Here is a 23,028-nt window from a genome sequence, read left to right as displayed (position 1 = left end):
ACACCGGCCGTACGCGCCTGTGAACTGCGATGCTTGAGTCATGAGCTACAGCACGGCTGACTCCTTGCGGTCCGTCACCCTGGACGACGTCCGGGGCGCCCAGAAGATGCTCTCGGGCGTGGCGCGGATGACGGCGATGGAGGGCAGCAGGCATCTGTCCCAGCTGGTCGGCGCGCCGGTGCACCTGAAGTGCGAGAACCTCCAGCGGACGGGGTCGTTCAAGCTGCGCGGCGCGTACGTCCGTATCGCCGGGCTGCTGCCCGAGCAGCGGGCCGCCGGGGTCGTCGCGGCGAGTGCCGGCAACCACGCGCAGGGCGTGGCCCTGGCGTCCTCGCTGCTGGGCGTGCGGGCGACGGTGTTCATGCCGAAGGGCGCCCCGCTGCCGAAGATCAGCGCGACGCGCGAGTACGGCGCCGAGGTGCGTCTGCACGGGCAGGTGGTGGACGAGACGCTGGCCGCCGCCCAGGCGTACGCGGCCGAGACGGGCGCGGTGTTCATCCACCCCTTCGACCACCCCGACATCATCGCGGGGCAGGGCACGGTCGGCCTGGAGATCCTTGAGCAGTGCCCGGAGGTGCGGACGATCGTCGTCGGCATCGGCGGCGGCGGTCTGACGGCCGGTGTCGCGGTGGCGGTGAAGGCCCTGCGGCCGGACGTGCGGATCGTCGGGGTGCAGGCGGAGGGCGCGGCGGCGTACCCGCCCTCGCTCGCGGCCGGGCACCCGGTGTCGATCGAGCATCCGGCGACGATGGCCGACGGCATCAAGGTCGGGCGGCCCGGTGACGTGCCGTTCGGGATCATCGCCGAGCTGGTGGACGAAGTCCGCACGGTCACCGAGGACGAGTTGGCCGCCGCGCTGCTGCTGTGCCTGGAGCGGGCCAAGATGGTCGTCGAGCCGGCGGGCGCGAGCCCGGTCGCGGCGCTGCTGAGCGACCCGCGCGCCTTCGAGGGACCGGTCGTGGCGGTGCTGTCCGGCGGCAACGTCGACCCGGTGCTGCTGCAGCGCGTGCTGCGGCACGGCATGGCCGCGCAGGGCCGCTACCTGGCCGTACGGCTGCGGCTGACGGACCGGCCGGGGGCGCTCGCGACGATTCTCGGGGTGTTGTCAGTGGTCGACGCTAACGTCCTCGATGTGAGCCACGTACGGACCGACCCACGGCTCGGGCTCACGGAGGCGGAGGTCGAGCTGCACCTGGAGACGAAAGGGCCGGAGCACTGCGCCGAGGTCGGCCGCGCCCTCCGCGAGGCGGGCTACACGGTCATCGACTGAGACGCCGGGATTCGCACAGCCGCAAGGGAAAGCCCAGCTCAGGGGCTCTTCGTCACACATTCGGGAAAATCCGTTGAGAGACGCGATACATCGCGTTATGGTGTGTCTCGTGGCCGCTCGCCCGTCCGTCCGGCATCCGTCGGGCGGAGCAAAGTGCACAAACCTAGGCTTTCCAAAGAATCCCCAACGACGTGGAGACTCATATGCCAGGCGCCATCTATGCCGAAGGCCTGGTGAAGACCTTCGGTGACGTAAGGGCTCTGGACGGCGTCGACCTCGATGTCCCCGAAGGCACCGTCCTGGGCCTGCTCGGGCCGAACGGCGCGGGCAAGACGACCACTGTCCGCTGTCTGACCACGCTGCTGCAACCGGATAGTGGCAGGGCCGTCGTCGCGGGCCTCGACGTGCTCAAGCACCCGAACGAGGTACGCCGCTCCATCGGCCTGTCCGGCCAGTTCGCCGCGGTCGACGAGTACCTGACCGGCCGGGAGAACCTGCAGATGGTCGGGCAGCTGTACCAGATGAGGGCCAAGGCCGCGAAGGCCCGGGCCGAGGAACTGCTGGCCCAGTTCGACCTCGCCGACGCCGCCGACCGCACGGCCAAGACGTACTCGGGGGGCATGCGCCGCCGGCTCGACCTCGCCGCGGCCCTGGTCGTCTCCCCGCCCGTGATGTTCATGGACGAGCCGACGACCGGCCTCGACCCGCGCAACCGCCAGATGCTGTGGGAGGTCATCAAACAGCTCGTCTCCGGCGGTACGACCCTGCTGCTGACGACGCAGTACCTGGAAGAGGCCGACCACCTCGCCCACGACATCGCCGTCGTCGACCACGGCCGCGTCATCGCCCGCGGCACCTCCGACCAGCTCAAGGCCCGCACCGGCGGCGAGCGCGTCGAGGTCGTGGTGCACGAACGCGAGCACATCCCCACCGCCCGCGAGGTCCTCGGCGGCTTCGGCAAGGGCGACGTCACCGTCGAGGAGCACACCCGCAAGCTCACCGTCTCCGTCACCGGCGGCGCCAAGCTGCTGGCCGAGATCATCCGAGAACTGGACGTCCGCGGCATCGAGATGGACGACATCGGCCTGCGCCGCCCGACCCTCGACGACGTGTTCCTCTCCCTGACCGGCCATGTGGCCGAGATGAAACCCGAGGAGAACGGCGCGACGGCGGACGCGCCCGCCCAGGACCGCAAGCAGAAGAAGGAGGAGGAGGCCAAGTGAGCGCCGTCACCGACGCCGTGCGGGTCGCGCCGACCGGGAACCCGATCAGCCAGTCCTTCCGGGACTCGATGGTCGTCGCCAAGCGGAACCTGATCCGCATGTCCCGGATCCCCGAGATGATCATCTACGGGCTCATCCAGCCCATCATGTTCGTGGTGCTGTTCACCTACGTCTTCGGCGGCTCCATGCAGATCGGCGGCAGCACCAGCGCCACCGACTACAAGAACTTCCTGATGGCCGGCATCTTCGCGCAGACCGTCACGTTCGCCACCGCCAGCTCCGGCGCCGGCATCGCCGACGACATGCACAAGGGGCTCATCGACCGCTTCCGCTCCCTGCCGATGGCGCGCGGCGCGGTGCTGACCGGGCGGACGCTCGCCGACCTCGTCCAGACGGCGCTGACCCTGGTAGTGCTCGCCGTGGTCGCGGTCCTGGTCGGCTGGCGGGTCGGGTCGAACGGCTCCACCAACGCCGCCAAGGTTCTCGCCGCCTTCGGCCTGCTGCTCCTGCTCGGCTACGCGTTCACCTGGATCGGCGCCCTGATCGGCATGTCGGTACGCACCCCCGAGGCCGCCACCTCCAGCGGACTGATCTGGCTGTTCCCGGTGACGTTCATCTCCAACGCCTTCGTGGACACCAGCCACATGACCCCGTGGCTGCGCCACATCGCCGAGTGGAACCCGTTCAGCGCCACCGTGCAGGCCTGCCGGGTGCTGTTCGCCAACCCCGGCCAGTCGCAGTCCGGAGCCTGGCCGATGCAGCACCCGGTGTGGGCCTCGCTGATCTATTCGGCACTGATCATCGTCGTCTTCCGGACCCTGGCGGTGAGGAAGTACCGCTCGGCGACGGCGTGAGCGGCCCGCGCGCCGACTGACGGCCGCGCGGTGCGGACACGACGACGCCCCCGGCGCCGAGAGGGCGCCGGGGGCGGGTCGAGGGCAGGGTGGCCGCGAGCGGCCCAAGAGCCGGGTCAGCCGTTGTAGGGCTCGGCCTTGAGGATCTTCACGGAGGCCTTCTTGCCGTTCGGCAGCTCGTACTCCGCGTCCTCGCCGACCTTGTGGCCGATCACGCCCGAGCCGAGCGGGGACTGCGGCGAGTAGGTCTCGACGTCGGAGCTCGCGTACTCGCGGGAGGCGAGCAGGAAGGTCATCGTGTCGTCCTCGTCGCCGTCGAAGGCGATGGTCACGACCATGCCGGGCGCCACGGCCCCATCCGTCGACTCCGGCGTCTCACCGACCTTGGCGTTCTCCAGGAGCTGGGTCAGCTGGCGCACACGGAGCTCCTGCTTGCCCTGCTCTTCCTTGGCCGCGTGGTACCCGCCGTTCTCACGCAGGTCGCCCTCCTCGCGCGCGGCCGCGATCTTGGCGGCGATCTCCGTGCGCGCGGGACCAGACAGGTACTCCAGCTCGGCCTTGAGCTGGTTGTACGCCTCCTGGGTCAGCCAGGTGACGTTCTCGCTGGTCTGGGTCACAGGTGCTCCTCGTAGGTACTGGGAATACAAAGCATCGCCCTACCCAGAAGAATGTTCCTTCACGGAAGGGCGAAACCACGAGCCTAACAATTCAGTGGCCGAAGGGGGAGGACATAAGCCATCAGAATTACGTCGGCGCAGGTCAGACGCAATGCATCGGGGTGATGTCAGTCGGCGTGACAGCCCAGTAGCTCGGCCGTGGTGCCCGGAGCGGTCGTACGGAGCGTGACGACCTTGTCGATCCGCGTGGCGCTGCCGTCGAAGCGGAAGTCGGCCCGGCCCACCTCGGAGCCGTCCGCCGCCTGGGAGCGGACCGTGCAGTAGCCGGAGGCGTCGGCGTCCTTGCGGACCTCCAGATGCACCGTGACGGAGCTCTGGTGCGGCTCGAACGTGATCACCTCGCCGCTGATCTTGTTCTGGGCGACGTAGTGGTAGGCGAAATAGCCGACCAGGACGAGCAGGAGGGTCCCGAGGACGGCGCCGGCGATCTTGAGCTTGTGGTCGGCACGCGCGTCCGAGGAGCGGCCGTAGCGGCCCTCGGGCAGCTGAGTGCTCGCCGTACCCATGATCGTCCTCTCCGTGCGGGGCCTGCGGAGCCGGACCCCGGAATTATTCGCCCCCGGATTCGGTCACTATAGAAGCCGCCGTTCGCACCCGAAGACACCGGGGCGCCGACTTTACGAGGATTGAGTCTTGACTGACCAGCTGCGACTGATGGCCGTGCACGCCCACCCCGACGACGAGTCGAGCAAGGGCGCGGCCACCATGGCGAAGTACGTGTCCGAGGGGGTGGACGTGCTGGTCGTGACCTGCACCGGTGGGGAGCGCGGTTCCATCCTCAATCCGAAGCTGCAGGGCGACAAGTACATCGAGGAGCACATCCACGAGGTACGCAAGAAGGAGATGGACGAGGCCCGCGAGATCCTCGGCATCAAGCAGGAGTGGCTCGGCTTCGTCGACTCCGGCCTGCCGGAGGGCGACCCGCTGCCGCCGCTGCCCGAGGGCTGCTTCGCCCTGGAGGACGTCGACAAGGCGGCGGGCGAGCTGGTGAAGCAGATCCGCTCCTTCCGTCCGCAGGTGATCACCACCTACGACGAGAACGGCGGCTACCCGCACCCCGACCACATCATGACCCACAAGATCTCGATGGTGGCGTTCGAGGGCGCGGCGGACACCGAGAAGTACCCGGAGGCCGAGTTCGGTCCGGCGTACCAGCCGCGGAAGCTGTACTACAACCAGGGCTTCAACCGCCCCCGCACCGAGGCGCTGCACAACGCGCTGCTGGAGCGCGGCCTGGAGTCGCCGTACGGGGACTGGCTCAAGCGCTGGAGCGAGTTCGAGCGCGTCGAGCGCACGCTGACCACGCACGTCCCGTGCGCCGACTTCTTCGAGATCCGTGACAAGGCCCTGATCGCGCACGCCACGCAGATCGACCCCGACGGCGGCTGGTTCAAGGTCCCCATGGAGATCCAGAAGGAGGTCTGGCCGACGGAGGAGTACGAGCTGGCGAAGTCGCTCGTGGACACCTCCCTCCCCGAGGACGACCTCTTCGCGGGCATCCGCGACAATGCCTGACATGAGTGCAAGCGTGAGCCTGGCAGTGACGCACCTCGTCCCCCTCGCCAAGGAGGTGGACGAGAACAAGGTCACCCCCGGCGTCCTCGGTTTCATCGTCTTCGCGGTGATGGCCCTGGCGGTGTGGGGGCTGATGAAGTCCATGAACAAGCACATGGGCAAGGTCAAGTTCGAGGACCCGGCGGACTCCGAGGAGAAGCCCTCCGCGGAGGCCTCCGGCAAGACCTCCTCGAGCTGACCGCCCGGCGGCGACGGGGCTGACGCCCCACGGCGGGGCTGACGGTCGTCAGTCCTGCCGCACGGCCACGGGCACCCCCATCACCTCCCGCGCATGCCGGCTCGGCACCATGCCCAGGCGCCAGGCCTGCCAACCCGTGTCCAGGTCCACGCCGCGTTCCAGCAGAAGCTGGTAGGCCCCGACGTAGTCGTCGAGCTTCTCGTCCCGCAGGGGGTGTCTCGTGCGGGACAGCTGGGTGAGGTCCTCCTGGGCGACCGCCGTGCCGATCTCGACGCCGCCGGGAGCGGCGTAGGGCAGGAGGGTGCAGCGCAGGAAGCGGGCCCAGTCCTCGCCGCGCCGGTCGCCGTAGGACGTGAACAGGTCGATCGCCTCGTCGCACAGGGCCAGCGCCTGTGGGGTACGGGCGTTGCCCGCGTCCACGACCGCCAGTTCCAGGCAGGTCCAGGCCTCGCCGTGGGCGACGCCGATGCGCTGGAAGTCGGCGCGGGCGTCGACCAGGAGCTGTCTGGCGAAGCCGGAGTTGCGCAGCGAACCGGTCTGGGCGGCGCGCTGGTCACGGGTGACCCGCGCCGAGTGGTGGCGGGCGCAGGCCAGCCCGTAGACGTCCCGCATCCGGGAGAACATCGTGCGGGAGCGTTCCAGTTCGCGGACGGCCAGGTCGAGGTTGCCCGTCTCCTCCAGCGCCTGGCCCAGGTAGTAGATCGTCCAGGCCTCGCCGCGGGCGTCCTCGTTCTCGCGGTGGCGGGAGGCCGCCCGGCGCAGGCCGTCCACGGCCGGTGACGGGTCGCCGGCGACGAGGCGGGCGCGGGCCAGCTGGGTCAGGGCCCAGGCCTCGCCCCGGGCGTCGCGGGTGCGGCCGTAGCGGTCCAGGGCCGCGCGCAGCTCGGACTCGGCGCGCGGGACGTCGCCCATGCGCAAGCCCAGCTGGCCGAGCTGGAAGTGCGCCCAGGCCTCGCCGTGCACCGACTCGCCGGCGCGGTGCAGGACCAGGGAGCGGGTGAGCAGGTCCAGGGCCTCGGCCACCTGGCCGCGGTCGCGCTCCACCGCCGCCAGCGCGTGCATCGTCCAGGCGCGGTCCGTGGCCAGTTCGGGGGCGGACTGGAGGCTCAGGGCCTCGCGGAGCTTCGCCGCCGCCTCGGTCAGGTTGCCCTGGTGGTGGAGGGTGATGCCGAGGGAGCACAGGGCGCGGGCGGCGCCCGCGTCGTGGTGCGCCTCCAGATAGAGGTCGACCACGGACGACAGGGTCGTGCGCGCCTTGTCCAGTTCGCCGAGCTGGCGGGCCGCGATGCCGGTGCGCCACTGCACCGAGCGGACCAGCAGGCCCTGGTCGACGGCCTGGGCCAGCTCGCTGATCTCGCCCAGGCGGTAGAGGTCGCCGCGCAGCAGGCAGTAGTCGCACAGGGCGCCGAGCAGGTTGAGGACCGCCGCCTGGTTCACGCCCTCCGCGTGCCGCAGGGTCGAGGTGATGAAGCTCGTCTCGTCGTCCAGCCAGCGCAGCGCCTCCTCCAGCGAGGTGAAGCCGTGCGGGCTGAAGCGGTCCGAGCGGGTCGACATGTTGCCGTCGACGAGGCGCAGCACGGAGTCCGCGAGTTCGGCGTAGTTGACGATCAGCCGTTCCTGCGCCGCGGTGCGCTCGGCCGGCTCCTCCTCGTCGAGGAGGCGGGCCTGGGCGAAGGCCCGCACCAGGTCGTGCAGGCGGTAGCGGCTGCCGCGGACGTGGTCGATCAGGCCCGCGCGGGACAGGGCGGCCAGCCGGCGGGTCGCCTCGGTCTCGTCGGTGGCGAGGAGGGCGGCGGCGGCCGCGGCGCCGAGGGAGGCCCGGCCGGCGAGCGCGAGGCGGCGCAGCAGCCGGCGGGCCGTGTCCGACTGGTCGGTGTAGCACAGCCACAGGGCGCGCTCGGTCGGCTCGACGGGGCCGTACGCCCCGAGGTCCGTGGCCAGCCGGCGCGGGGAGCGCGGCCCCAGCGACGAGCCGGCGATGCGCAGGGCCAGCGGCAGGCCGCCGCACAACTCCCGGATGCGCTCGGCGGACTGGGCGTCGTAGGGCTCGGAGCTGTCCTGTGCGGCGGCGTCCAGGAGTTCCTCGGCGCCCGCCGCGTCCAGGGCCTCGACCGGCAGCTCGTGCACCCACGCCTGGATGTCGGAGGGGAGGGCGAGAGGCTCGCGGGTGGTGACCAGGACCAGGCTGTCGGAGCGTTCGGGGACCAGCGCGCGGACCTGTTCGGGGTCGGAGGCGTCGTCCAGGACGACCGTGACCGCGAGGCCCTTGAGGTGCTGGTGGTACAGCTCGCTCAGCCGCTTGACCTGCTGGTCGGGGGAGGACCGCTCGCGGAACAGGAGCTGTTCGCGGGGTGCGCCGAGGCGGTTGAGGAGGTGGAGCAGGGCATCCCGGGTGGACAGCGGGGCCTCTTCGGGGCTGCCGCCGCGCAGGTCGACGACGCAGGCGCCGCGGAAGTAGTCCTTGAGGTCGTGCGTGGCGCGCACGGCGAGGGTCGTGCGGCCGCTGCCGGGGGCGCCGTGCAGCACGACGACCGTCGGCCGGGTCTCCGTGCTCGCGCGGGAAGCCTGCACCCACTGCCGGATCCGGGCCATCTCCTGCCGTCGGCCCGCGAACGCGCCCTCGGGGGAGGGGAGCTGGCCGAACGACTGCTGCAGCACGGTCCGCCCGCGGGCCGCCGCGCTCTTGTCCGCGCCCTTCAGCCGCGGGCCGCTCTGCTTCGGTCCTGTCGAGGCGGCCAGTACCCGCTGCTGGTCGAGGAAGGGGCGGATGCCGCGCACCTCCAGCGCCGTCAGCCACTGCAGGCGCAGCTGCTCGGGGCCGCCCGGCTGGTTCGCGGCACCGGCGTGGTGGTGTGCGTCGGGCAGATGGGAGCCGGCGACCTTGACGACCGTCGCCGCGGCGGCCACGACACCCACGGTCGCGCCCACCCCGACCGCCGTGCCGGTGTCGGTGCCGAAGGCCAGGTCGGCGACGACGGCGGCGATCGCGGCGACGGCCGCCACCAGCAGGGGAGTTCCGGACCCCTCCTTCGCGTACCGCTGGGCGAAGGTGAGCCGTCCGGCGTCCGCCTCGTCCAGCGCGCGGGTGTACGCCGCGTACTCCTCGGCGGCCGTCTCCGCCATGGCGTCCAGGGCCCCGCGCGCCCGCGACAGCAGGACGGCCCCGTCGGTGCGCCCGCCGGAGCGCCGCACCTCCTCCTCCACGGCCCGAGCCAACAGCCGCTCGGCCTCCGCCCGATGGCCGTCCCGCATGTCGCTTCCCCCTCCGGCGGCAACTCCTGTGCCTACGAGTGTCCTTCGCGAGGGACGCGAGCGACAGAGGGCCGCGATCAACGACGCGATCAACGGCGCGATCAACGGCGCCATCAACCGCGCACGAGGACCGCGATCGACGGCGCATGACGGCCCCTCAGGTCCGGGAGCGGCGGTCGGTCACCGCCAGGAACACGCAGACGCAGGCCAGCGCCGCCTCGCCGACCGCGCAGGCCAGGGCCTGGGCGAGGCCGGAGCCCGCCTGCGCGGTCGTTATGTCGAACCAGGCGTCCAGGACGGCGACGGCCGCCGTGGCCGAGGCCGTGAGGCGGGCCGCGGGACGGCCGCGCAGGCCCAGCAGGGCTGTCGCCGCGCAGCCCGCCGCCATCAGGACGTCCAGGCCGGTCCAGGCCAGCGACCAGTGCCGCACCTCGGTGTCGGCCGGCAGGGTCAGGCCCAGCACCACGGTCCACGGCACCAGCAGCACGGCCGCCGCGGCCAGGAAGACCACCGTCCACCTCTTCAGCGCCACGGCCACCGCGCCGACCGCCATGCCCAGCAGGAGGAGTGTCCATCCCGCCAACTGCTTCTCGTACGACTGCTTCCTCACGCTCTTCCCCCATTCCGTTCCCAAGCCCCCACGCTAGACCGCAGAGAAAATTCTGCAAAGAAAAATCGGCAGACATCAGGGTCGGATCAGGGTTGCTCAGGGTTACCGTGGCCGCATGAGCGACCAGGCTGACAGTGGCCGCATGAGCGACGGCAGGACCGGGACCACCGACTCCGGACACACCGAGACGACCGACTCCGGACACACCGGCATGACCGGCCTCGAGCGCACGGCGTTGTACAAGTCCCTCGGCAACCCGTTGCGCCGCCGCATCCTGGACTACCTCGGCCGGCACGCCGAGGCGAACTCCACCGTGCTCGCCCGTGAACTGGGCGAGAGTTCCGGGACGACCAGCTACCACCTGCGCAAACTCGCCGAGCAGCGGCTCATCGAGGAGATCCCGGAGAAGTCGGGCGGCCGGGAGCGCTGGTGGCGGCTGCTGCCGTTCAGCCACACCACGCCCGACCCGGCGAGCATGACCCAGGAGGAGTTCGAGGCCGCCCGGCATCTCGCCCTGCTGAAGATCGACGTCGACACCCAGCTCTTCCGCCGCGCCCACGAGGAGTACCGCGGCCCGGACGGCTGGGCCCATGTGCAGCGCCACGGCACCTGGCTCACGAAGGACGAACTCCTCGCGTTCATGCGCGAGTACCGCGCCATGCTGGACCGCTACGGCCACTCCCGCGAGACCGCCCCCGAGGGGGCGCGCCCGGTCAACATGCGTTTCTACGCCGTGGCCGAGCCCGTGGGAGAGTGGAGGAGTGAACCGACTGGCCCATGAGACGTCCCCGTACCTGCTCCAGCACGCCGACAACCCCGTCGACTGGTGGCCCTGGTCGGCCGAGGCCTTCGAGGAGGCCCGCAAGGCGAACAAGCCCGTTCTGCTGAGCGTCGGTTACTCCAGCTGCCACTGGTGCCACGTCATGGCCCACGAGTCCTTCGAGGACCGGGCCACCGCCGACTTTCTCAACGAGCACTTCGTCAGCGTCAAGGTGGACCGCGAGGAGCGTCCTGACGTCGACGCCGTCTACATGGAGGCCGTCCAGGCGGCCACCGGCCAGGGCGGCTGGCCCATGACCGTCTTCCTCACCCCGGACGCCGAACCGTTCTACTTCGGCACCTACTTCCCGCCCGCCCCCCGCCACGGCATGCCCTCCTTCCGGCAGGTCCTGGAGGGCGTGCGCAGCGCCTGGGCCGACCGGCGCGAGGAGGTCGCGGAGGTCGCCGGCAAGATCGTCCGGGACCTGGCCGGCCGGGAGATCTCCTACGGCGGCCCCGAGGCCCCCGGCGAGGAGGAGCTCGCGCAGGCCCTGCTCGGGCTCACCCGCGAGTACGACGCGCAGCGCGGCGGCTTCGGCGGCGCCCCGAAGTTCCCGCCGTCCATGGTGGTCGAGTTCCTGCTGCGCCATCACGCCCGCACCGGCTCCGAGGGCGCCCTGCAGATGGCCGCCGACACCTGCGAGCGCATGGCCCGCGGCGGGATCTACGACCAGCTCGGCGGCGGCTTCGCCCGCTACTCCGTCGACCGCGACTGGATCGTGCCGCACTTCGAGAAGATGCTCTACGACAACGCCCTGCTGTGCCGCGTCTACGCGCACCTGTGGCGGGCCACGGGCTCCGAGCTCGCCCGGCGGGTCGCGCTGGAGACGGCCGACTTCATGATGCGCGAACTGCGCACCGGGCAGGGCGGGTTCGCCTCCGCGCTGGACGCCGACAGCGACGACGGGACGGGCAAACACGTCGAGGGCGCGTACTACGTGTGGACGCCCGAGCAGCTGCGCGAGGTGCTGGGGGACGACGACGCCGAACTCGCCGCCCAGTACTTCGGCGTGACCGAGGAGGGCACCTTCGAGCACGGTCAGTCGGTGCTGCAACTCCCACAGCAGGACGGCCTGTTCGACGCGGAGAAGATCGCCTCCGTCCGTGAGCGCCTGCTCGCCGCGCGCGCCGAGCGCCCGGCTCCCGGCCGGGACGACAAGGTCGTCGCCGCCTGGAACGGCCTCGCGATCGCCGCGCTCGCCGAGACCGGGGCCTACTTCGACCGCCCCGACCTCGTCGAAGCGGCCGTCACGGCGGCCGACCTCCTCGTCCGGCTGCATCTCGACGAGCAGGCCCGCCTCTCCCGTACCAGCAAGGACGGCCGGGCCGGCGCCAACGCGGGCGTGCTGGAGGACTACGCCGACGTCGCCGAGGGCTTCCTCGCGCTCGCGTCCGTCACGGGCGAGGGCGTCTGGCTGGAGTTCGCCGGATTCCTGCTCGACCACGTCCTGGCCCGCTTCGTCGACCCCGAGTCGGGTGCGCTCTACGACACCGCCGCCGACGCCGAGCGGCTGATCCGCCGGCCGCAGGACCCGACCGACAACGCCGTGCCGTCCGGCTGGACGGCCGCCGCGGGCGCCCTGCTGAGCTATGCCGCCCACACCGGTTCCGAGCCCCACCGCACCGCCGCCGAGCGGGCGTCGGGAGTCGTGAAGGCGCTGGGTCCGCGGGTGCCGCGGTTCATCGGCTGGGGGCTCGCGGTCGCCGAGGCGCTGCTCGACGGGCCGCGGGAGGTCGCGATCGTCGGTGCGGGCCTCGACGACGACGGCACGCGGACCCTGCACCGTACGGCTCTGTTGGGGACCTCCCCCGGCGCGGTCGTGGCCGTGGGGACCGCGGACGGCGACGAGTTCCCGTTGCTCGCGGACCGGCCCCTGACCGACGGCCGGCCGACCGCGTACGTCTGCCGCAACTTCACCTGCGACGCCCCGACCACCGACCCGGAGCGACTGCGCTCGGCGCTGAACGGCTGAGCGGTCCCTAGCCCGCGAACTCCGCCAGGGCGCGTTCCACGATGGCCACCAACTGCTCGTGGTGCGCGCCCTTCCAGTACGCACGCCCGCACTCCCGGCACTGGGCGAAGACGTCGTACGAGCGCTGGGTGCCGCCGTGCAGCTGGTCCGCGACCTCCTCCTTGGTGGCCTCCTTCAGCAGCCCGTTGCACGCGGTGCAGCGGGTCCAGGGGCGCAGCTCGGGCCGGAACCGGTCGAGGACGTCGCGGAGTTGGTCCTCGGGGCGGGTGCTGTACACGTAGGCGCCGGCCCACAGCTCGCGGCGGCGCAGCAGGCCCCGGTCGCGGCTGAGCATGACCCGCTTCTCGGCGGCCGAGAGGGCGGCGAGCGCCGGGTCGCCGATGTCCGTCGACTCGTAGGCCGTGTCCACGCCGAGCAGGCGCAGCCGGCGGGCGAGGGTGCCGAGGTGGACGTCGAGGAGGAAGCGCAGGGGCGCCCCGGGGACCCGCTGGGGGCGCTCGACGGTGCGTACCTCCACGCGGTCGCCGGCGGCGGGGACGTAGGAGACCGGGACCTCCCGGCCGTCGACCCGCAGCGTGCCGACCTCGGTGAGCGGGACGCCCGCCGACTCCACGGCGTGGCCCAGGGACGAGACGCCGTCGGTGACGAGGGTCCGGTTCGGCCGGCGCTGGACGAACAGGGCCAGTTCGGGGGCGAACTCGACGTGGATCTCGGGACCGTTCACCCGGTCAGGATGTCACGGGAGGGAACGACGGGCTCAGGGGTTTTCCGTGGGGAGGCCGTGTTCAAGGACGTCCAGCGCGCGGTCCACGAGCTCGCGCAGGTCGTCCCGGAAGTCGTTCTCCGCCCAGCACATGTTGGCCTCCATCAGCCCGCCGACCAGGGACATCGCGGAGACGCGGACCTCCAGGGAGTCGGCGGCCCGACCGGAGCGCTCCGCGATGGCCTCGCGCAGCAGGCGTCCGGTCTGCGACATGGACTCGACCATCCGGGAACGGACCGCGGGGACCTGTGCCGACAGGTGTGCCCGGGTGCGCACCACCTCGGGGTCCTCGGTCATCATCACGTCCATGGCCCGGTGCATCACGTACCGCACGGAGTCCATCCACGCCTCGTCGGCGGGCCGCGCGCGCAGCTCCTCCAGCATCAACGGGTCGTACTCGTCCGTGAGGACGATGTCCTCCTTGGTGGGGAAGTACCGGAAGACGGTCGACGGCGACACCTCGGCGCGCTCGGCGATCTGCTCGATCGTCGTGGCGTCGTACCCCTGCTCCCGGATCAGCCCGTAGGTCGCGGTGCGGATCGCCTCGCGGGTCTTGATCTTCTTGCGTTCGCGCAGGCCGAGCCGGGGGCGGTCGGCGGGGGAGAGGGGGGAGCGTGCGGCCGTCATGGACGTCATTGTCCGGCATCCGTGACGGCGGTGGCCATCCGCGGGGCGTCCTGCGGCTCCTTCCCGGCGACGGGTGTGTTCGGCAGGAACGCGGCGGCCAGCAGCGCCGATACGAGGGCGGCGGCGCCGCACACCAGCAGGACCAGGCCCATGCCGTGCACGTAGGCGCCGTCCGCCGAGGCGGCCAGATGGGGGAAGTGCGCCCGGACGGCGACGATGTGGGCCGCGACGACGGAGTCGCCGGCGGTGTCCGCGGCCCCGGCGGGCAGCCCGCTCACGTCGAGCCGGTCGCGGAAGGCACTCGAGAGCAGGCTGCCGAGCAGGGCGATGCCGATGGCGCCGCCGACCTGACGCAACGTCATCAGGAGGCCCGAGCCGCTGCCCGCCCGGTCCCTGGGCAGGGTGGCGAGCGCCCCGGACATGGCCGGGACCAGCGCGAAGCCGAAGCCGACGCCGGTGAGCGACAGCCAGAGCGCGGTGAAGCCGTAGCCGGAGTGGACCGTCGTACGACTGCCGAGGAACGCGGCGAACGCCAGCACCACCAGGCCCGCGCTGACCGTGGCCCGTGCGCCGAATCGCTGGGCGGCGGCCGGCGCCCCCTTCGCGGCGACGGTGAGGCCGCCGATCATCGGCAGCAGTCGGACGCCCGTGCCCAGGGCGTCGTTGCCGCGTACCGCCTGGAGGTACTGCGGCAGCACGAACAGCAGGCCGGACAGGACGAACATCACCAGGGTCGCGGCGACGGTGTTGAGCAGGAAGCCGCGGTGGCCGAGCAGCGTCATGTCGAGCATGGGGCGCGCCGTGCGGCGTTCGCGCAGCACCAGCGCGGTGAGCAGGGCGGCGGACGCGGCGAACAGGGCGAGGACCAGGGGGTCGCTCCAGCCGCGGTCGGGCGCCTCGATGATCGCGTAGACGAGGGCGCCGAGGCCGAGTGCGGTGCACGCCGTGGAGACGGTGTCGACCTTCGGGGAGGCCGGGTCGCTGGTCTCGGGGAGCAGCAGGACGCAGGCGGCGATGCCGATCGCGGCCATGGGGACGTTGATCAGGAAGACGGAGCCCCACCAGTAGTGGTTCAGCAGCCAGCCGCCGATGATCGGGCCGAGCGGCAGGCCGAGCGCGGACGCGGTGGAGATGATGCTGACGGCCTTGGTGCGCTCGTCCGGGCTGAACAGCGAGGGCAGGACGGACAGCGCGAGCGGGGTGACGAGTGCCGCGCCGACGCCCATGACCGCGCGGGCGGCGATGACCCAGTTCACGTCCGCGGCCAGCGCGCCCACCAGCGAACCGGCCAGGAAGATCCCCAGCCCGGTGATCAGCATGCGCCGGCGCCCGAAGCGGTCGCCGAGAAGGCCCGCGGGGAGCATCAGGGCGGCGAAGACCACGATGTAGGAGTCGGCCATCCACTGCTGCTGACCGGTGGTGGCGCCGAGGTCGGCGGCCATGGTCGGCAGCGCGACGTTGAGGATCGTCATGTCGAAGCCGAGCGTGAGCATGCTCGCGACCAGGGCCGCCAGGGCCCACCAGCGCCGGGGATCCGGAGTGACAGTAGCCATGAAATGAGAGTAGCTCTCAAAATATGGTGTCTGTCAATCGAAATCAGCATGCAAAAAGGGCCACGGCTCGGAAGCCGTGGCCCTTGCTGGGCGCCGGGAGGCGCTACGCGTGCTGGTACGCCACCAGCGAGATGCCCACGTAGTGGACGACGAACGCGGCGAGCGTGAGGGAGTGGAACACCTCGTGGAAGCCGAACCAGCGCGGTGACGGGTTCGGCCGCTTGATGCCGTAGATGACGCCCCCGGCGCTGTAGAGGAGGCCGCCCACGATCACGAGGACCAGGACCGCGACGCCGCCGGCGCGCATGAAGTCGGGCAGGAAGAAGACGGCGGCCCAGCCCATCGCGATGTAGCAGGGGGTGTAGAGCCAGCGCGGGGCGCCCACCCAGAACACCCGGAAGGCGATGCCCGCCAGGGCCGCGCCCCAGATGCCCCACAGCAGCCACTGCCCCTTCGCCCCGTGCAGCAGCAGCATCGTCAGCGGGGTGTAGGTGCCCGCGATGATCAGGAAGATGTTGGCGTGATCCAGCCTGCGCAGGATGCCGTCCATGCGCGGGGACCAGTTGCCGCGGTGGTACAGCGCGCTCACGCCGAACAGCAGACAGGCCGTCAGGGCGTAGATGCCGCAGGCGATGCGGCCGCGGGGCGAGTCGGCGAGGGCGGTGAGCACCAGGCCCGCGATCAGGGCGGCGGGGAACATGCCGAGGTGCAGCCAGCCGCGCAGCTTCGGCTTGAGTGGATCGGTGAGCTGCTGGGTGTGCTGCTTGATCTGTTGCGGAATCGAGTTCGCCTCGGGACGGCGGCCGGCGGCCGGCGTGTTCTTGGCGGCGTCGGGGACGGGCGCAGTCATGCCCTGCATCGTACCTACGGAACCGTAAGTTACGGGTCAGCGCGGGCCGAGATGTTGGCGAAGAGTGGCCATCATCTCATGGCCGGTGGGTGTTCGGTCGTCCGGCAAAAGAACCTTCAGATGAACTCAACGTGCACGCAAAATCACGCGTGGAAACACGGTTGTGCGTGACGATCCCCACTCCGCTCACTTGTGAGGCCCTCTGGACATATGGGCACTCGACTCGGATCATCAAATGAGTGCGGTCGGCACCGGATGAGCGCTGAAGATCCAGTCATGCAGCGTCCGGGCCGCAGCCCCCACGGGGCCTCCAAAATCACAAATCCCTCATTTAGGAGCAATCGTGGCGCGCGACATCGCGGCTCCCACCGTGATCCCCACCAACCACCAGGAACTGATCTCGTGGGTCAACGAGATCGCGGAACTGACCCAGCCGGACAACGTGGTCTGGTGCGACGGATCCGAGGCCGAGTACGAGCGCCTGTGCGAGGAGCTCGTCGCGAAGGGCACCTTCAAGAAGCTCGACCCGATCAAGCGCCCGAACTCCTACTACGCCGCCTCCGACCCGAGCGACGTCGCCCGCGTCGAGGACCGGACCTTCATCTGCTCCGAGCAGGAGAAGGACGCGGGCCCGACCAACCACTGGAAGGCCCCTGCCGAGATGCGGGAGATCTTCCAGGGCGAGAAGGGCATCTTCCGCGGCTCGATGAAGGGCCGGACGATGTACGTCGTCCCGTTCTGCATGGGCCCCCTCGGCTCCGACCTCTCCGCGATAGGCGTCGAGATCACCGACTCCGCCTACGTCGCGGTCTCCATGCGCACGATGACCCGCATGGGGCAGCCGGTCCTCGACGAGCTCGGCTCCGACGGGTTCTTCGTCAAGGCCGTCCACACGCTGGGCGCCCCGCTGGCGCAGGGCGAGGCCGACGTGCCGTGGCCGTGCAACTCCACCAAGTACATCTCGCACTTCCCCGAGTCGCGCGAGATCTGGTCCTACGGCTCCGGCTACGGCGGCAACGCCCTGCTCGGCAAGAAGTGCTACGCCCTGCGCATCGCCTCCGTGATGGCGCGGGACGAGGGCTGGCTGGCCGAGCACATGCTGATCCTCAAGCTCACCCCGCCGACCGGCGAGTCCAAGTACGTGGCGGCGGCCTTCCCGTCGGCCTGCGGCAAGACCAACCTCGCCATGCTGGAGCCCACGATCTCCGGCTGGACGGTCGAGACGATCGGCGACGACATCGCCTGGATGCGGTTCGGCGAGGACGGCCGGCTCTACGCCATCAACCCCGAGGCCGGCTTCTTCGGCGTCGCGCCCGGCACGGGTGAGCACACCAACGCCAACGCGATGAAGACGCTGTGGGGCAACTCGGTCTTCACCAACGTGGCCCTCACCGACGACAACGACATCTGGTGGGAGGGCATGACGGAGGAGACTCCGGCCCACCTCACGGACTGGAAGGGCAACGACTGGACGCCGGAGTCCGACACCCCGGCCGCCCACCCCAACGCCCGCTTCACCGTGCCCGCCTCCCAGTGCCCGATCATCGCGCCGGAGTGGGAGGACCCCAAGGGCGTGCCGATCTCGGCGATCCTCTTCGGCGGCCGTCGCGCCTCCGCGGTGCCGCTGGTGACGGAGTCCTTCGACTGGAACCACGGCGTCTTCCTCGGCGCCAACGTCGCCTCCGAGAAGACCGCGGCCGCCGAGGGCAAGGTCGGTGAGCTGCGCCGCGACCCGTTCGCCATGCTGCCGTTCTGCGGCTACAACATGGGCGACTACATGGGCCACTGGATCGACGTGGCCAAGGGCAAGGACCAGTCCAAGCTGCCGAAGATCTACTACGTCAACTGGTTCCGCAAGAACGACGAGGGCAAGTTCGTCTGGCCGGGCTTCGGCGAGAACAGCCGCGTCCTGAAGTGGATCGTGGAGCGGCTGGACGGCAAGGCGGAGGGTGTGGAGACCGCGATCGGCGTCCTGCCGGCCAAGGGCGCCCTCGACACCAAGGGTCTCGAACTGTCCGAGTCCGACCTGGACTTCCTGCTCACCGTCGACAAGGACGTGTGGCGGGAGGAGGCCTCGCTGGTTCCCGAGCACCTCAACACGTTCGGCGACCACACGCCGAAGGAGCTGTGGGACGAGTACCGGGCGCTGGTGCAGCGGCTGGGGTGACGTCAGCTCCCTGAAAGACTCCGCGGCCGGCTGGGATGTGCCCTGACCAGTGATCGTCACGGCCGGCCGCGGTGTTGTACGGCGAGGCCGCGCACAATGGCGTGTGTGGCTCGGGCCTGTCCTTCTCTTTCCGTCCGCCCCGACGGGAGGAACGGGGCGGGCCTTCGCCGTTTTCGTCCGCGGGCCGTCTGTGGCTTGTCGCGCGGTTCCCCGCGCCCCTGGAAGCGGGGCGCTTACCGTGAGCGTTCCTCCAGATAGCGGGTGTGGGTCTCCTGGCGGCGGGTCTCCGTCTCCCTCAGCGCCGTGGCCAGTGTCTTCGCCTCCTCCTGGAGGAGTGCGAGTTGGCGTTCCAGGTGGTGTTCCGGGGGTTCGGAGCCGGGGGTCAGGCGGGTCCACCAGCGGGTTCGTACGTAGCTGTCGACGGCCTCGGGGATGTCCTGCCGTACCGTCCGGGACAGGGTGTGCACGCCCTCCGGGTCCTGGGCGAGCAGTTCGGACGCCCGGCCGGGGTCGAGCAGGGCGGTCAGCAGGTCCGTCAGTTCCGTGAGGCGGTCCGCAGCGGCCGGCGCAAGGTCGACCTCCGCCAGGTATGCGCCGAGCTTCTCCAAATCGGCCCGCAGTTCCTCCAGCTGGGCCGACGGCGACGGGAAGTCCGGCAGCGGCGGGCGTTCCGGTGGGGCGATCAGGGCACCGGCGCCGTACAGACCGGCGACCACCACCGGCCAGTAGGGGCCCGCCACGCCTGTGAAAGTGAGCGCGAGGCCGGCCAGTCCGCAGACACTGCCCGCGATGTTCTTGCGGGACTCGAGGTACTCACTGATAGCCACGGATCTCCTCGAAGGCGCCGTCCAGCGAGCTCTTCCGAGCGTCGAAGAGGCGGCCGCCGGTCAGGTCGGCGATGTGGGACAGCTCCCCGCGGTCGGAGTCGCCGAAGAGGATCGGGAAGACCGGGATCTCCCGCCGGTCGGCGGGCAGCGAGCGGTAGAAGGAGTCGAACTCCGCGGCCTTCGCGCCCGTCGTGTTCTCGCCGTCCGTCATCAGCACGATCGACGTGAACGTGTCGCGGTCGGTGCCGAGATGCCCGTACGCCTTCTCCAGCGAGGTGTAGATCGCGGTGTCGCCGTCGGCGGACAGTGCCTCGGTGTCCGCGCGGATGGCGTCCAGTCCGGCCTTGGGGTCCGCCGGGTCGACCACGTGCGTCCGCACGCTCTTCACCCCGGAACCGAACGGCATCAGCGTCACCGCCTCACGGTCCCGGAAGTCGCCGGTGAGGTCCGCTAGGGCCCGCTTCAGGCGGGCCAGCCGGTCGCCGTCCATCGAGCCGGAGGTGTCGAGGACGTAGACGGTGCGGGAGGGGCGGCGCAGTTCGTTCTCGTACGAGTGCAGCAGGCCGTCGGCGACCGAACGGGAACCCGGGAAGGGGAGTTCGCGGCGGCGGGCGGTGTCGAGGCCGGGCGCGGGTGGCACCGACGGGATCACCGGGCGGCGGTGGGTGGCGGTGGTGATCCGCCGCTGGATCGCGGGCGTGCGCAGTGCCTCGGTCAGGCGGCGGACCTCCTCGCGGGTCGCCGCGTCGGTGGTGGCGAGGGAGGAGAGCGGATAGTCGGCCGTCACCACGCCGTCCTTGGGGCGGATCACGGTCAGGCCCGGGATGCCCGCGAGGACGGACTCGTAGTTGAGGAGTGCGTCGACGTTCGCGCGCCGCTTGTACGCCGTCGCCAGCCAGCCCGACGAACCCGACGTCAGCTTCTGGCCCTTGAAGAACTCCTTCAGGCGGGGAGTCGCCTTCGCCACGTCCGCGTCCGTGAGCGCCGACTGGGCGCCGGAGAGCGCGGAGGCGACCGAGATCAGCGTGGAGAAGCCGGAGTTGGAGCGGGCCGGGTCCGTCATGCCGTAGGTCAGTTCACCGTCCTGTACGGCCTTCTCCACCTGGGACCAGGTGACGTTCTCCGGCTGCCAGCCGAGCGCCCGCAGGGTGCCCGTCCTGACGCCGACGGCGACCGGGCTCGACATGACCGGCGTCTCGGAGACGATCTTCTTCGCCGCCTCGGGGCGCAGCCGCAGATAGTCGTCCGAGGAGAGCCACAGGGCGTCGTAGCGGCCGTCCGCCCGGCCCGACGCCAGCAGGTTCACGGCGTCGAGGGTGCCCATGTAGGTGGGGCGGACCCTGAGCCCGGTGTCCTTGCGGACCTGCTCCAGGACGGGAGCCATGTCGGCGATTTCGCTGGAGGCGAGGATGCGCAGGGTGCCGGGTTCGGGGGCGGTGGGGTCGTCCTTGTGGGCCGTGCTGCACGCGGTCAGCAGGGCGGCCGCCGACAGGACGGCGGTGAGGGTCCGTCTCACGCGAGACCCCCTTCCAGCGCGCCCCGCGACCGGCTGCGCTCCAAGTAGGCGCTCGCGGACCGGAGTTCGGTCGTCAGGTTCTCCACCGTCGTCGCCATCGCCTCGGTCGCCTGGACCTTGTACGTGTCGATCGCGTCCAGCGTCCGGTAGATCTGCTGGAACGCGGCACGCAGGGTCTCGGCCCCCACGGCCGGGTCCGCGGCGATCCGCTGGATCTCCCCGCTCTGCGTGGCCAGCATCTCGGCGTTGCCCCGGATGAGGTCCTCCGTGGTGCCGCGCAGGGCGTTGACCTGCTCGACGACCTTCTTCTGGTTGTCCAGCGCGGACGCCAGCATCACCGAGATGCGCAGGGCGGACACGGTGGTCGTGGCCGCCCGGTCGACGCCCTTGATCAGCTCGTCGTTGTTGCGGCGTACGACGTCCATGGCGAGGTAGCCCTGCGCGCACACCGCGAGCTGGGTGAGCAGGTCCTGGTGCTTCTGCCGGACCGGGAAGAGCACGTCGGCACGGAGACCGTCGGCCTCCTGGGGGTCCGCGACGCCGGCGACGTGCTGTTCCACGGCCGCGTCCAGGGCCTCGGTGAGCACGACGTACTCCTGCAGCTTGCCCATGGTCTCCCAGAGGCGGACCCGCTCGGTCTGCAACGCGGCGTTGTCCCGGCGCAGTTCGTCCTGGCCGCCGCGCAGCGAGCCCACGATCTTGTTCAACGTGCCCTGCGCGGAGGCGTACTTGGCGACGTGGTCGCGCAGCTTGTTCCCGCCGGGCAGCCGGGAGAGGAACTTCCGTCCCTTGCCGGCGGGCAGGTCCCGGGGGTCCAGGTCCTCGACGACGCGCCGGAGTTCGACCAGCGAGCCGGCGACCTTCGACTGGGCGTCCCCGCCCTTGTCCGGCAGGCTGCGCACGGTCCGCTCCAGCATGCGGTTGGACTGCGCGGCCGCGGCCCGCATCTCGCCGGCGCCCAGGCCGGTGATCTCGCCCACCTTGCCGGCGAACTCCGGCGAGCGGGCGTCGAGGGCGGCGAGACCGGCGACGTACGCGGAGGCCTTCGCGGCCATGTCGGTGCGGACGCCGTCGTCCACCGGCACGAGTCCGCCGGCCTTCTCCCGCGGCACGGGCGCGACGGCCTCGGGTGGGGTCAGCGTGAAGACGTCGTCGCCGCTGAGGGTGGGCTGATGGCCGTGCTGAGCTGTGTCGTTGAAGCCGTTCACAGGAGTTCCCCCGTTCATCCGCGCGCCCGGCGCGCCATCTCGTGCAGCACCGCGGAGGTGGGCACGGGCGCCTGCCGGACGCCGGTCAGTGCTTGCTTGAGGTATGTGGTGTCCGTGGCGAACTCGGACGTGTCGCCCTGCGGCCGGAACCCGTGCCGCACCGCGAGCCGCCGCAACTCCCGGTCGGTGGACAGGAGTTCGGAGAGCGTCTTGCCGGCGTCCGTCAGCGGTACGACGGTGTGGTCGCTGTCGACCGTGGTGTCCGGGTAGAGCACAACCAGGTCACCGGGCTTCTGTCCGCCCGCGAGCAGCGAGGCGACCTGCGACTCGTAGACCCAGACGAGCGGGTTGCCGGCCCCGCTGACGAAGTCCCGGAAGACCGCGTCCGAGCCGGTCTGCTGGGCGCCCTGCACGGTGACGAGCTTCCTCAGCACCGGCTCGGTGCGGTCGAGACCGCCCTTGTCGGAGACCACCCGGCCGCCGTTGGCCACGTACGAGGCGGCGGCGAGGTAGAGGGCGCCGGAGTTGGAGGACTCCGGGTCGGTGCTGGCGATGAAGAGGGTTCCGCTCAACTCGCCATAGCTGCTCGCCCCCTTGAGCTGCTGCCAGGTCCGGTCGTGGCGGGCGGCGTCCAGCAGGGCGGCCATTCTCAATGTGCCGCGGTGCCCGGTGTCGAGGGTCGCGAGGCCGTTCGCCGCGAGCACCTGGGCGGCGCTGCGGTGGGCCACGACGACGAGCGGCGAGTAGAAGGGCCGCGGCAGGGCGCCGTGCACCCGGTAGCGCGCGGCCAGTTCGACGGCGGGCGCCTGACTGGAGGGGAAGGCCAGGTCGTAGCCCTTGAGGTCGAGTCCCTCCATGGCCCAGGACCCCGAGGTCTCGGCCTTCACGGTGTAGCCCTTGGCGGCGAGGGCGTTCACCACTGCGGGGTCGGCGAAGTACTCGGCCTTCTCCGACCCGATCACCATGCGCACGGTCTTCGTTGCCGTGCCCTTGTCGTCCGCTTCCCGGCCCGCGAGGACGGCAGCCACCACGCCGCCCATCAACACGACCGCGAGGACGATCCCTACGATGCGTCTCACGCCGTGG

20 protein-coding genes are annotated in these 23,028 nt (G+C 71.0%); 8 read left to right on the top strand and 12 right to left on the bottom strand.

What is annotated here, in order from left to right; genetic code table 11:
* Window positions 1-40: 40 nt before the first annotated feature.
* The 3 genes from ilvA (at window position 41) to ACQF4J_RS18485 (ending at window position 3,347) form a co-directional block, all read left to right on the top strand.
* A complete protein-coding gene (gene ilvA, locus ACQF4J_RS18495) occupies window positions 41-1,270 on the top strand; it encodes a threonine ammonia-lyase (RefSeq protein WP_351800796.1) in 1,230 nt (409 codons plus the stop codon).
* Between the two features lie 203 nt (window positions 1,271-1,473).
* Window positions 1,474-2,493, top strand: coding sequence for an ATP-binding cassette domain-containing protein (locus ACQF4J_RS18490; protein ID WP_427166186.1), 1,020 nt, complete (start codon window positions 1,474-1,476; stop codon window positions 2,491-2,493).
* The gene (locus ACQF4J_RS18485) at window positions 2,490-3,347 is read left to right on the top strand and encodes an ABC transporter permease (RefSeq protein ID WP_351566079.1); all 858 of its coding nucleotides are present in this window, start codon (window positions 2,490-2,492) and stop codon (window positions 3,345-3,347) included. The genes ACQF4J_RS18490 and ACQF4J_RS18485 overlap by 4 nt, the downstream gene beginning before the upstream one ends.
* Before the next feature lie 116 nt (window positions 3,348-3,463).
* Here the strand turns inward: ACQF4J_RS18485 and greA are convergent, their stop codons facing one another.
* Together greA and ACQF4J_RS18475 are read right to left on the bottom strand one after the other, a co-directional pair.
* A complete protein-coding gene (gene greA, locus ACQF4J_RS18480) occupies window positions 3,464-3,964 on the bottom strand; it encodes a transcription elongation factor GreA (protein WP_351800794.1) in 501 nt (166 codons plus the stop codon).
* 167 nt (window positions 3,965-4,131) lie between these two features.
* Window positions 4,132-4,530, bottom strand: a complete 399-nt coding sequence (locus ACQF4J_RS18475; protein WP_427166183.1) for a DUF4307 domain-containing protein — start codon at window positions 4,528-4,530, stop codon at window positions 4,132-4,134.
* Between the two features lie 127 nt (window positions 4,531-4,657).
* Here ACQF4J_RS18475 and mca point away from each other — a divergent pair, with 127 nt between their 5' ends.
* Entirely contained in the window at window positions 4,658-5,539 is an 882-nt protein-coding gene (gene mca / locus ACQF4J_RS18470; protein WP_351566088.1) for a mycothiol conjugate amidase Mca, read from the top strand.
* Window positions 5,532-5,777 (top strand): hypothetical protein, encoded by a 246-nt coding sequence (locus tag ACQF4J_RS18465; protein ID WP_200699093.1) that lies wholly within the window; start codon window positions 5,532-5,534, stop codon window positions 5,775-5,777. The genes mca and ACQF4J_RS18465 overlap by 8 nt, the downstream gene beginning before the upstream one ends.
* A 48-nt stretch (window positions 5,778-5,825) precedes the next feature.
* On the opposite strand, the gene ACQF4J_RS18460 is transcribed toward ACQF4J_RS18465, so the two are convergent.
* The gene (locus ACQF4J_RS18460) at window positions 5,826-9,029 is read right to left on the bottom strand and encodes a tetratricopeptide repeat protein (RefSeq protein WP_351566094.1); all 3,204 of its coding nucleotides are present in this window, start codon (window positions 9,027-9,029) and stop codon (window positions 5,826-5,828) included.
* Between the two features lie 157 nt (window positions 9,030-9,186).
* Window positions 9,187-9,639 (bottom strand): hypothetical protein, encoded by a 453-nt coding sequence (locus ACQF4J_RS18455; RefSeq protein ID WP_351566097.1) that lies wholly within the window; start codon window positions 9,637-9,639, stop codon window positions 9,187-9,189.
* 115 nt (window positions 9,640-9,754) lie between these two features.
* Here ACQF4J_RS18455 and ACQF4J_RS18450 point away from each other — a divergent pair, with 115 nt between their 5' ends.
* Window positions 9,755-10,420 carry an ArsR/SmtB family transcription factor gene (locus tag ACQF4J_RS18450; protein ID WP_351800790.1) on the top strand — a complete coding sequence of 222 codons (666 nt, stop codon included), beginning with the start codon at window positions 9,755-9,757 and terminating at the stop codon, window positions 10,418-10,420.
* Window positions 10,401-12,431, top strand: a complete 2,031-nt coding sequence (locus tag ACQF4J_RS18445) for a thioredoxin domain-containing protein (RefSeq protein ID WP_427166181.1) — start codon at window positions 10,401-10,403, stop codon at window positions 12,429-12,431. The genes ACQF4J_RS18450 and ACQF4J_RS18445 overlap by 20 nt, the downstream gene beginning before the upstream one ends.
* A 7-nt stretch (window positions 12,432-12,438) precedes the next feature.
* On the opposite strand, the gene ACQF4J_RS18440 is transcribed toward ACQF4J_RS18445, so the two are convergent.
* The 4 genes from ACQF4J_RS18440 to trhA all read right to left on the bottom strand — a co-directional run bounded on the left by ACQF4J_RS18440 (window position 12,439) and on the right by trhA (window position 16,224).
* On the bottom strand, window positions 12,439-13,155 hold the full coding sequence (locus tag ACQF4J_RS18440; protein WP_351800786.1) for a Mut7-C RNAse domain-containing protein: 717 nt from the start codon (window positions 13,153-13,155) through the stop codon (window positions 12,439-12,441).
* Between the two features lie 33 nt (window positions 13,156-13,188).
* Window positions 13,189-13,830 carry a TetR/AcrR family transcriptional regulator gene (locus ACQF4J_RS18435; protein WP_351566107.1) on the bottom strand — a complete coding sequence of 214 codons (642 nt, stop codon included), beginning with the start codon at window positions 13,828-13,830 and terminating at the stop codon, window positions 13,189-13,191.
* On the bottom strand, window positions 13,827-15,374 hold the full coding sequence (locus tag ACQF4J_RS18430; protein WP_351800784.1) for an MFS transporter: 1,548 nt from the start codon (window positions 15,372-15,374) through the stop codon (window positions 13,827-13,829). Before ACQF4J_RS18430 ends, ACQF4J_RS18435 begins: the two co-directional genes overlap by 4 nt.
* A gap of 103 nt (window positions 15,375-15,477) precedes the next feature.
* Entirely contained in the window at window positions 15,478-16,224 is a 747-nt protein-coding gene (gene trhA, locus ACQF4J_RS18425) for a PAQR family membrane homeostasis protein TrhA (RefSeq protein WP_351566112.1), read from the bottom strand.
* Window positions 16,225-16,567: 343 nt separating this feature from the next.
* Between trhA and ACQF4J_RS18420 the strand changes: the two genes are divergently transcribed.
* A complete protein-coding gene (locus ACQF4J_RS18420; protein WP_351566115.1) occupies window positions 16,568-18,391 on the top strand; it encodes a phosphoenolpyruvate carboxykinase (GTP) in 1,824 nt (607 codons plus the stop codon).
* 233 nt (window positions 18,392-18,624) lie between these two features.
* Here the strand turns inward: ACQF4J_RS18420 and ACQF4J_RS18415 are convergent, their stop codons facing one another.
* The 4 genes from ACQF4J_RS18415 to ACQF4J_RS18400 are packed head-to-tail and all read right to left on the bottom strand — an operon-like array spanning window position 18,625 to window position 23,021.
* Window positions 18,625-19,218 (bottom strand): hypothetical protein, encoded by a 594-nt coding sequence (locus tag ACQF4J_RS18415; RefSeq protein WP_427166178.1) that lies wholly within the window; start codon window positions 19,216-19,218, stop codon window positions 18,625-18,627.
* A complete protein-coding gene (locus ACQF4J_RS18410) occupies window positions 19,205-20,734 on the bottom strand; it encodes a substrate-binding domain-containing protein (protein WP_427166177.1) in 1,530 nt (509 codons plus the stop codon). The genes ACQF4J_RS18415 and ACQF4J_RS18410 overlap by 14 nt, the downstream gene beginning before the upstream one ends.
* On the bottom strand, window positions 20,731-21,960 hold the full coding sequence (locus tag ACQF4J_RS18405) for a toxic anion resistance protein (RefSeq protein ID WP_427166175.1): 1,230 nt from the start codon (window positions 21,958-21,960) through the stop codon (window positions 20,731-20,733). Before ACQF4J_RS18405 ends, ACQF4J_RS18410 begins: the two co-directional genes overlap by 4 nt.
* A complete protein-coding gene (locus ACQF4J_RS18400; protein WP_427166173.1) occupies window positions 21,957-23,021 on the bottom strand; it encodes a hypothetical protein in 1,065 nt (354 codons plus the stop codon). The genes ACQF4J_RS18405 and ACQF4J_RS18400 overlap by 4 nt, the downstream gene beginning before the upstream one ends.
* Window positions 23,022-23,028: the final 7 nt, after the last annotated feature.

The sequence above is a fragment of the Streptomyces sp. C1-1 genome (genome assembly GCF_050214755.1).
In the GTDB taxonomy this organism is placed as follows: domain Bacteria; phylum Actinomycetota; class Actinomycetes; order Streptomycetales; family Streptomycetaceae; genus Streptomyces.
Note: the sequence above shows the minus strand (reverse complement) of the source record. Positions and strands in the feature narration are given on the sequence as shown.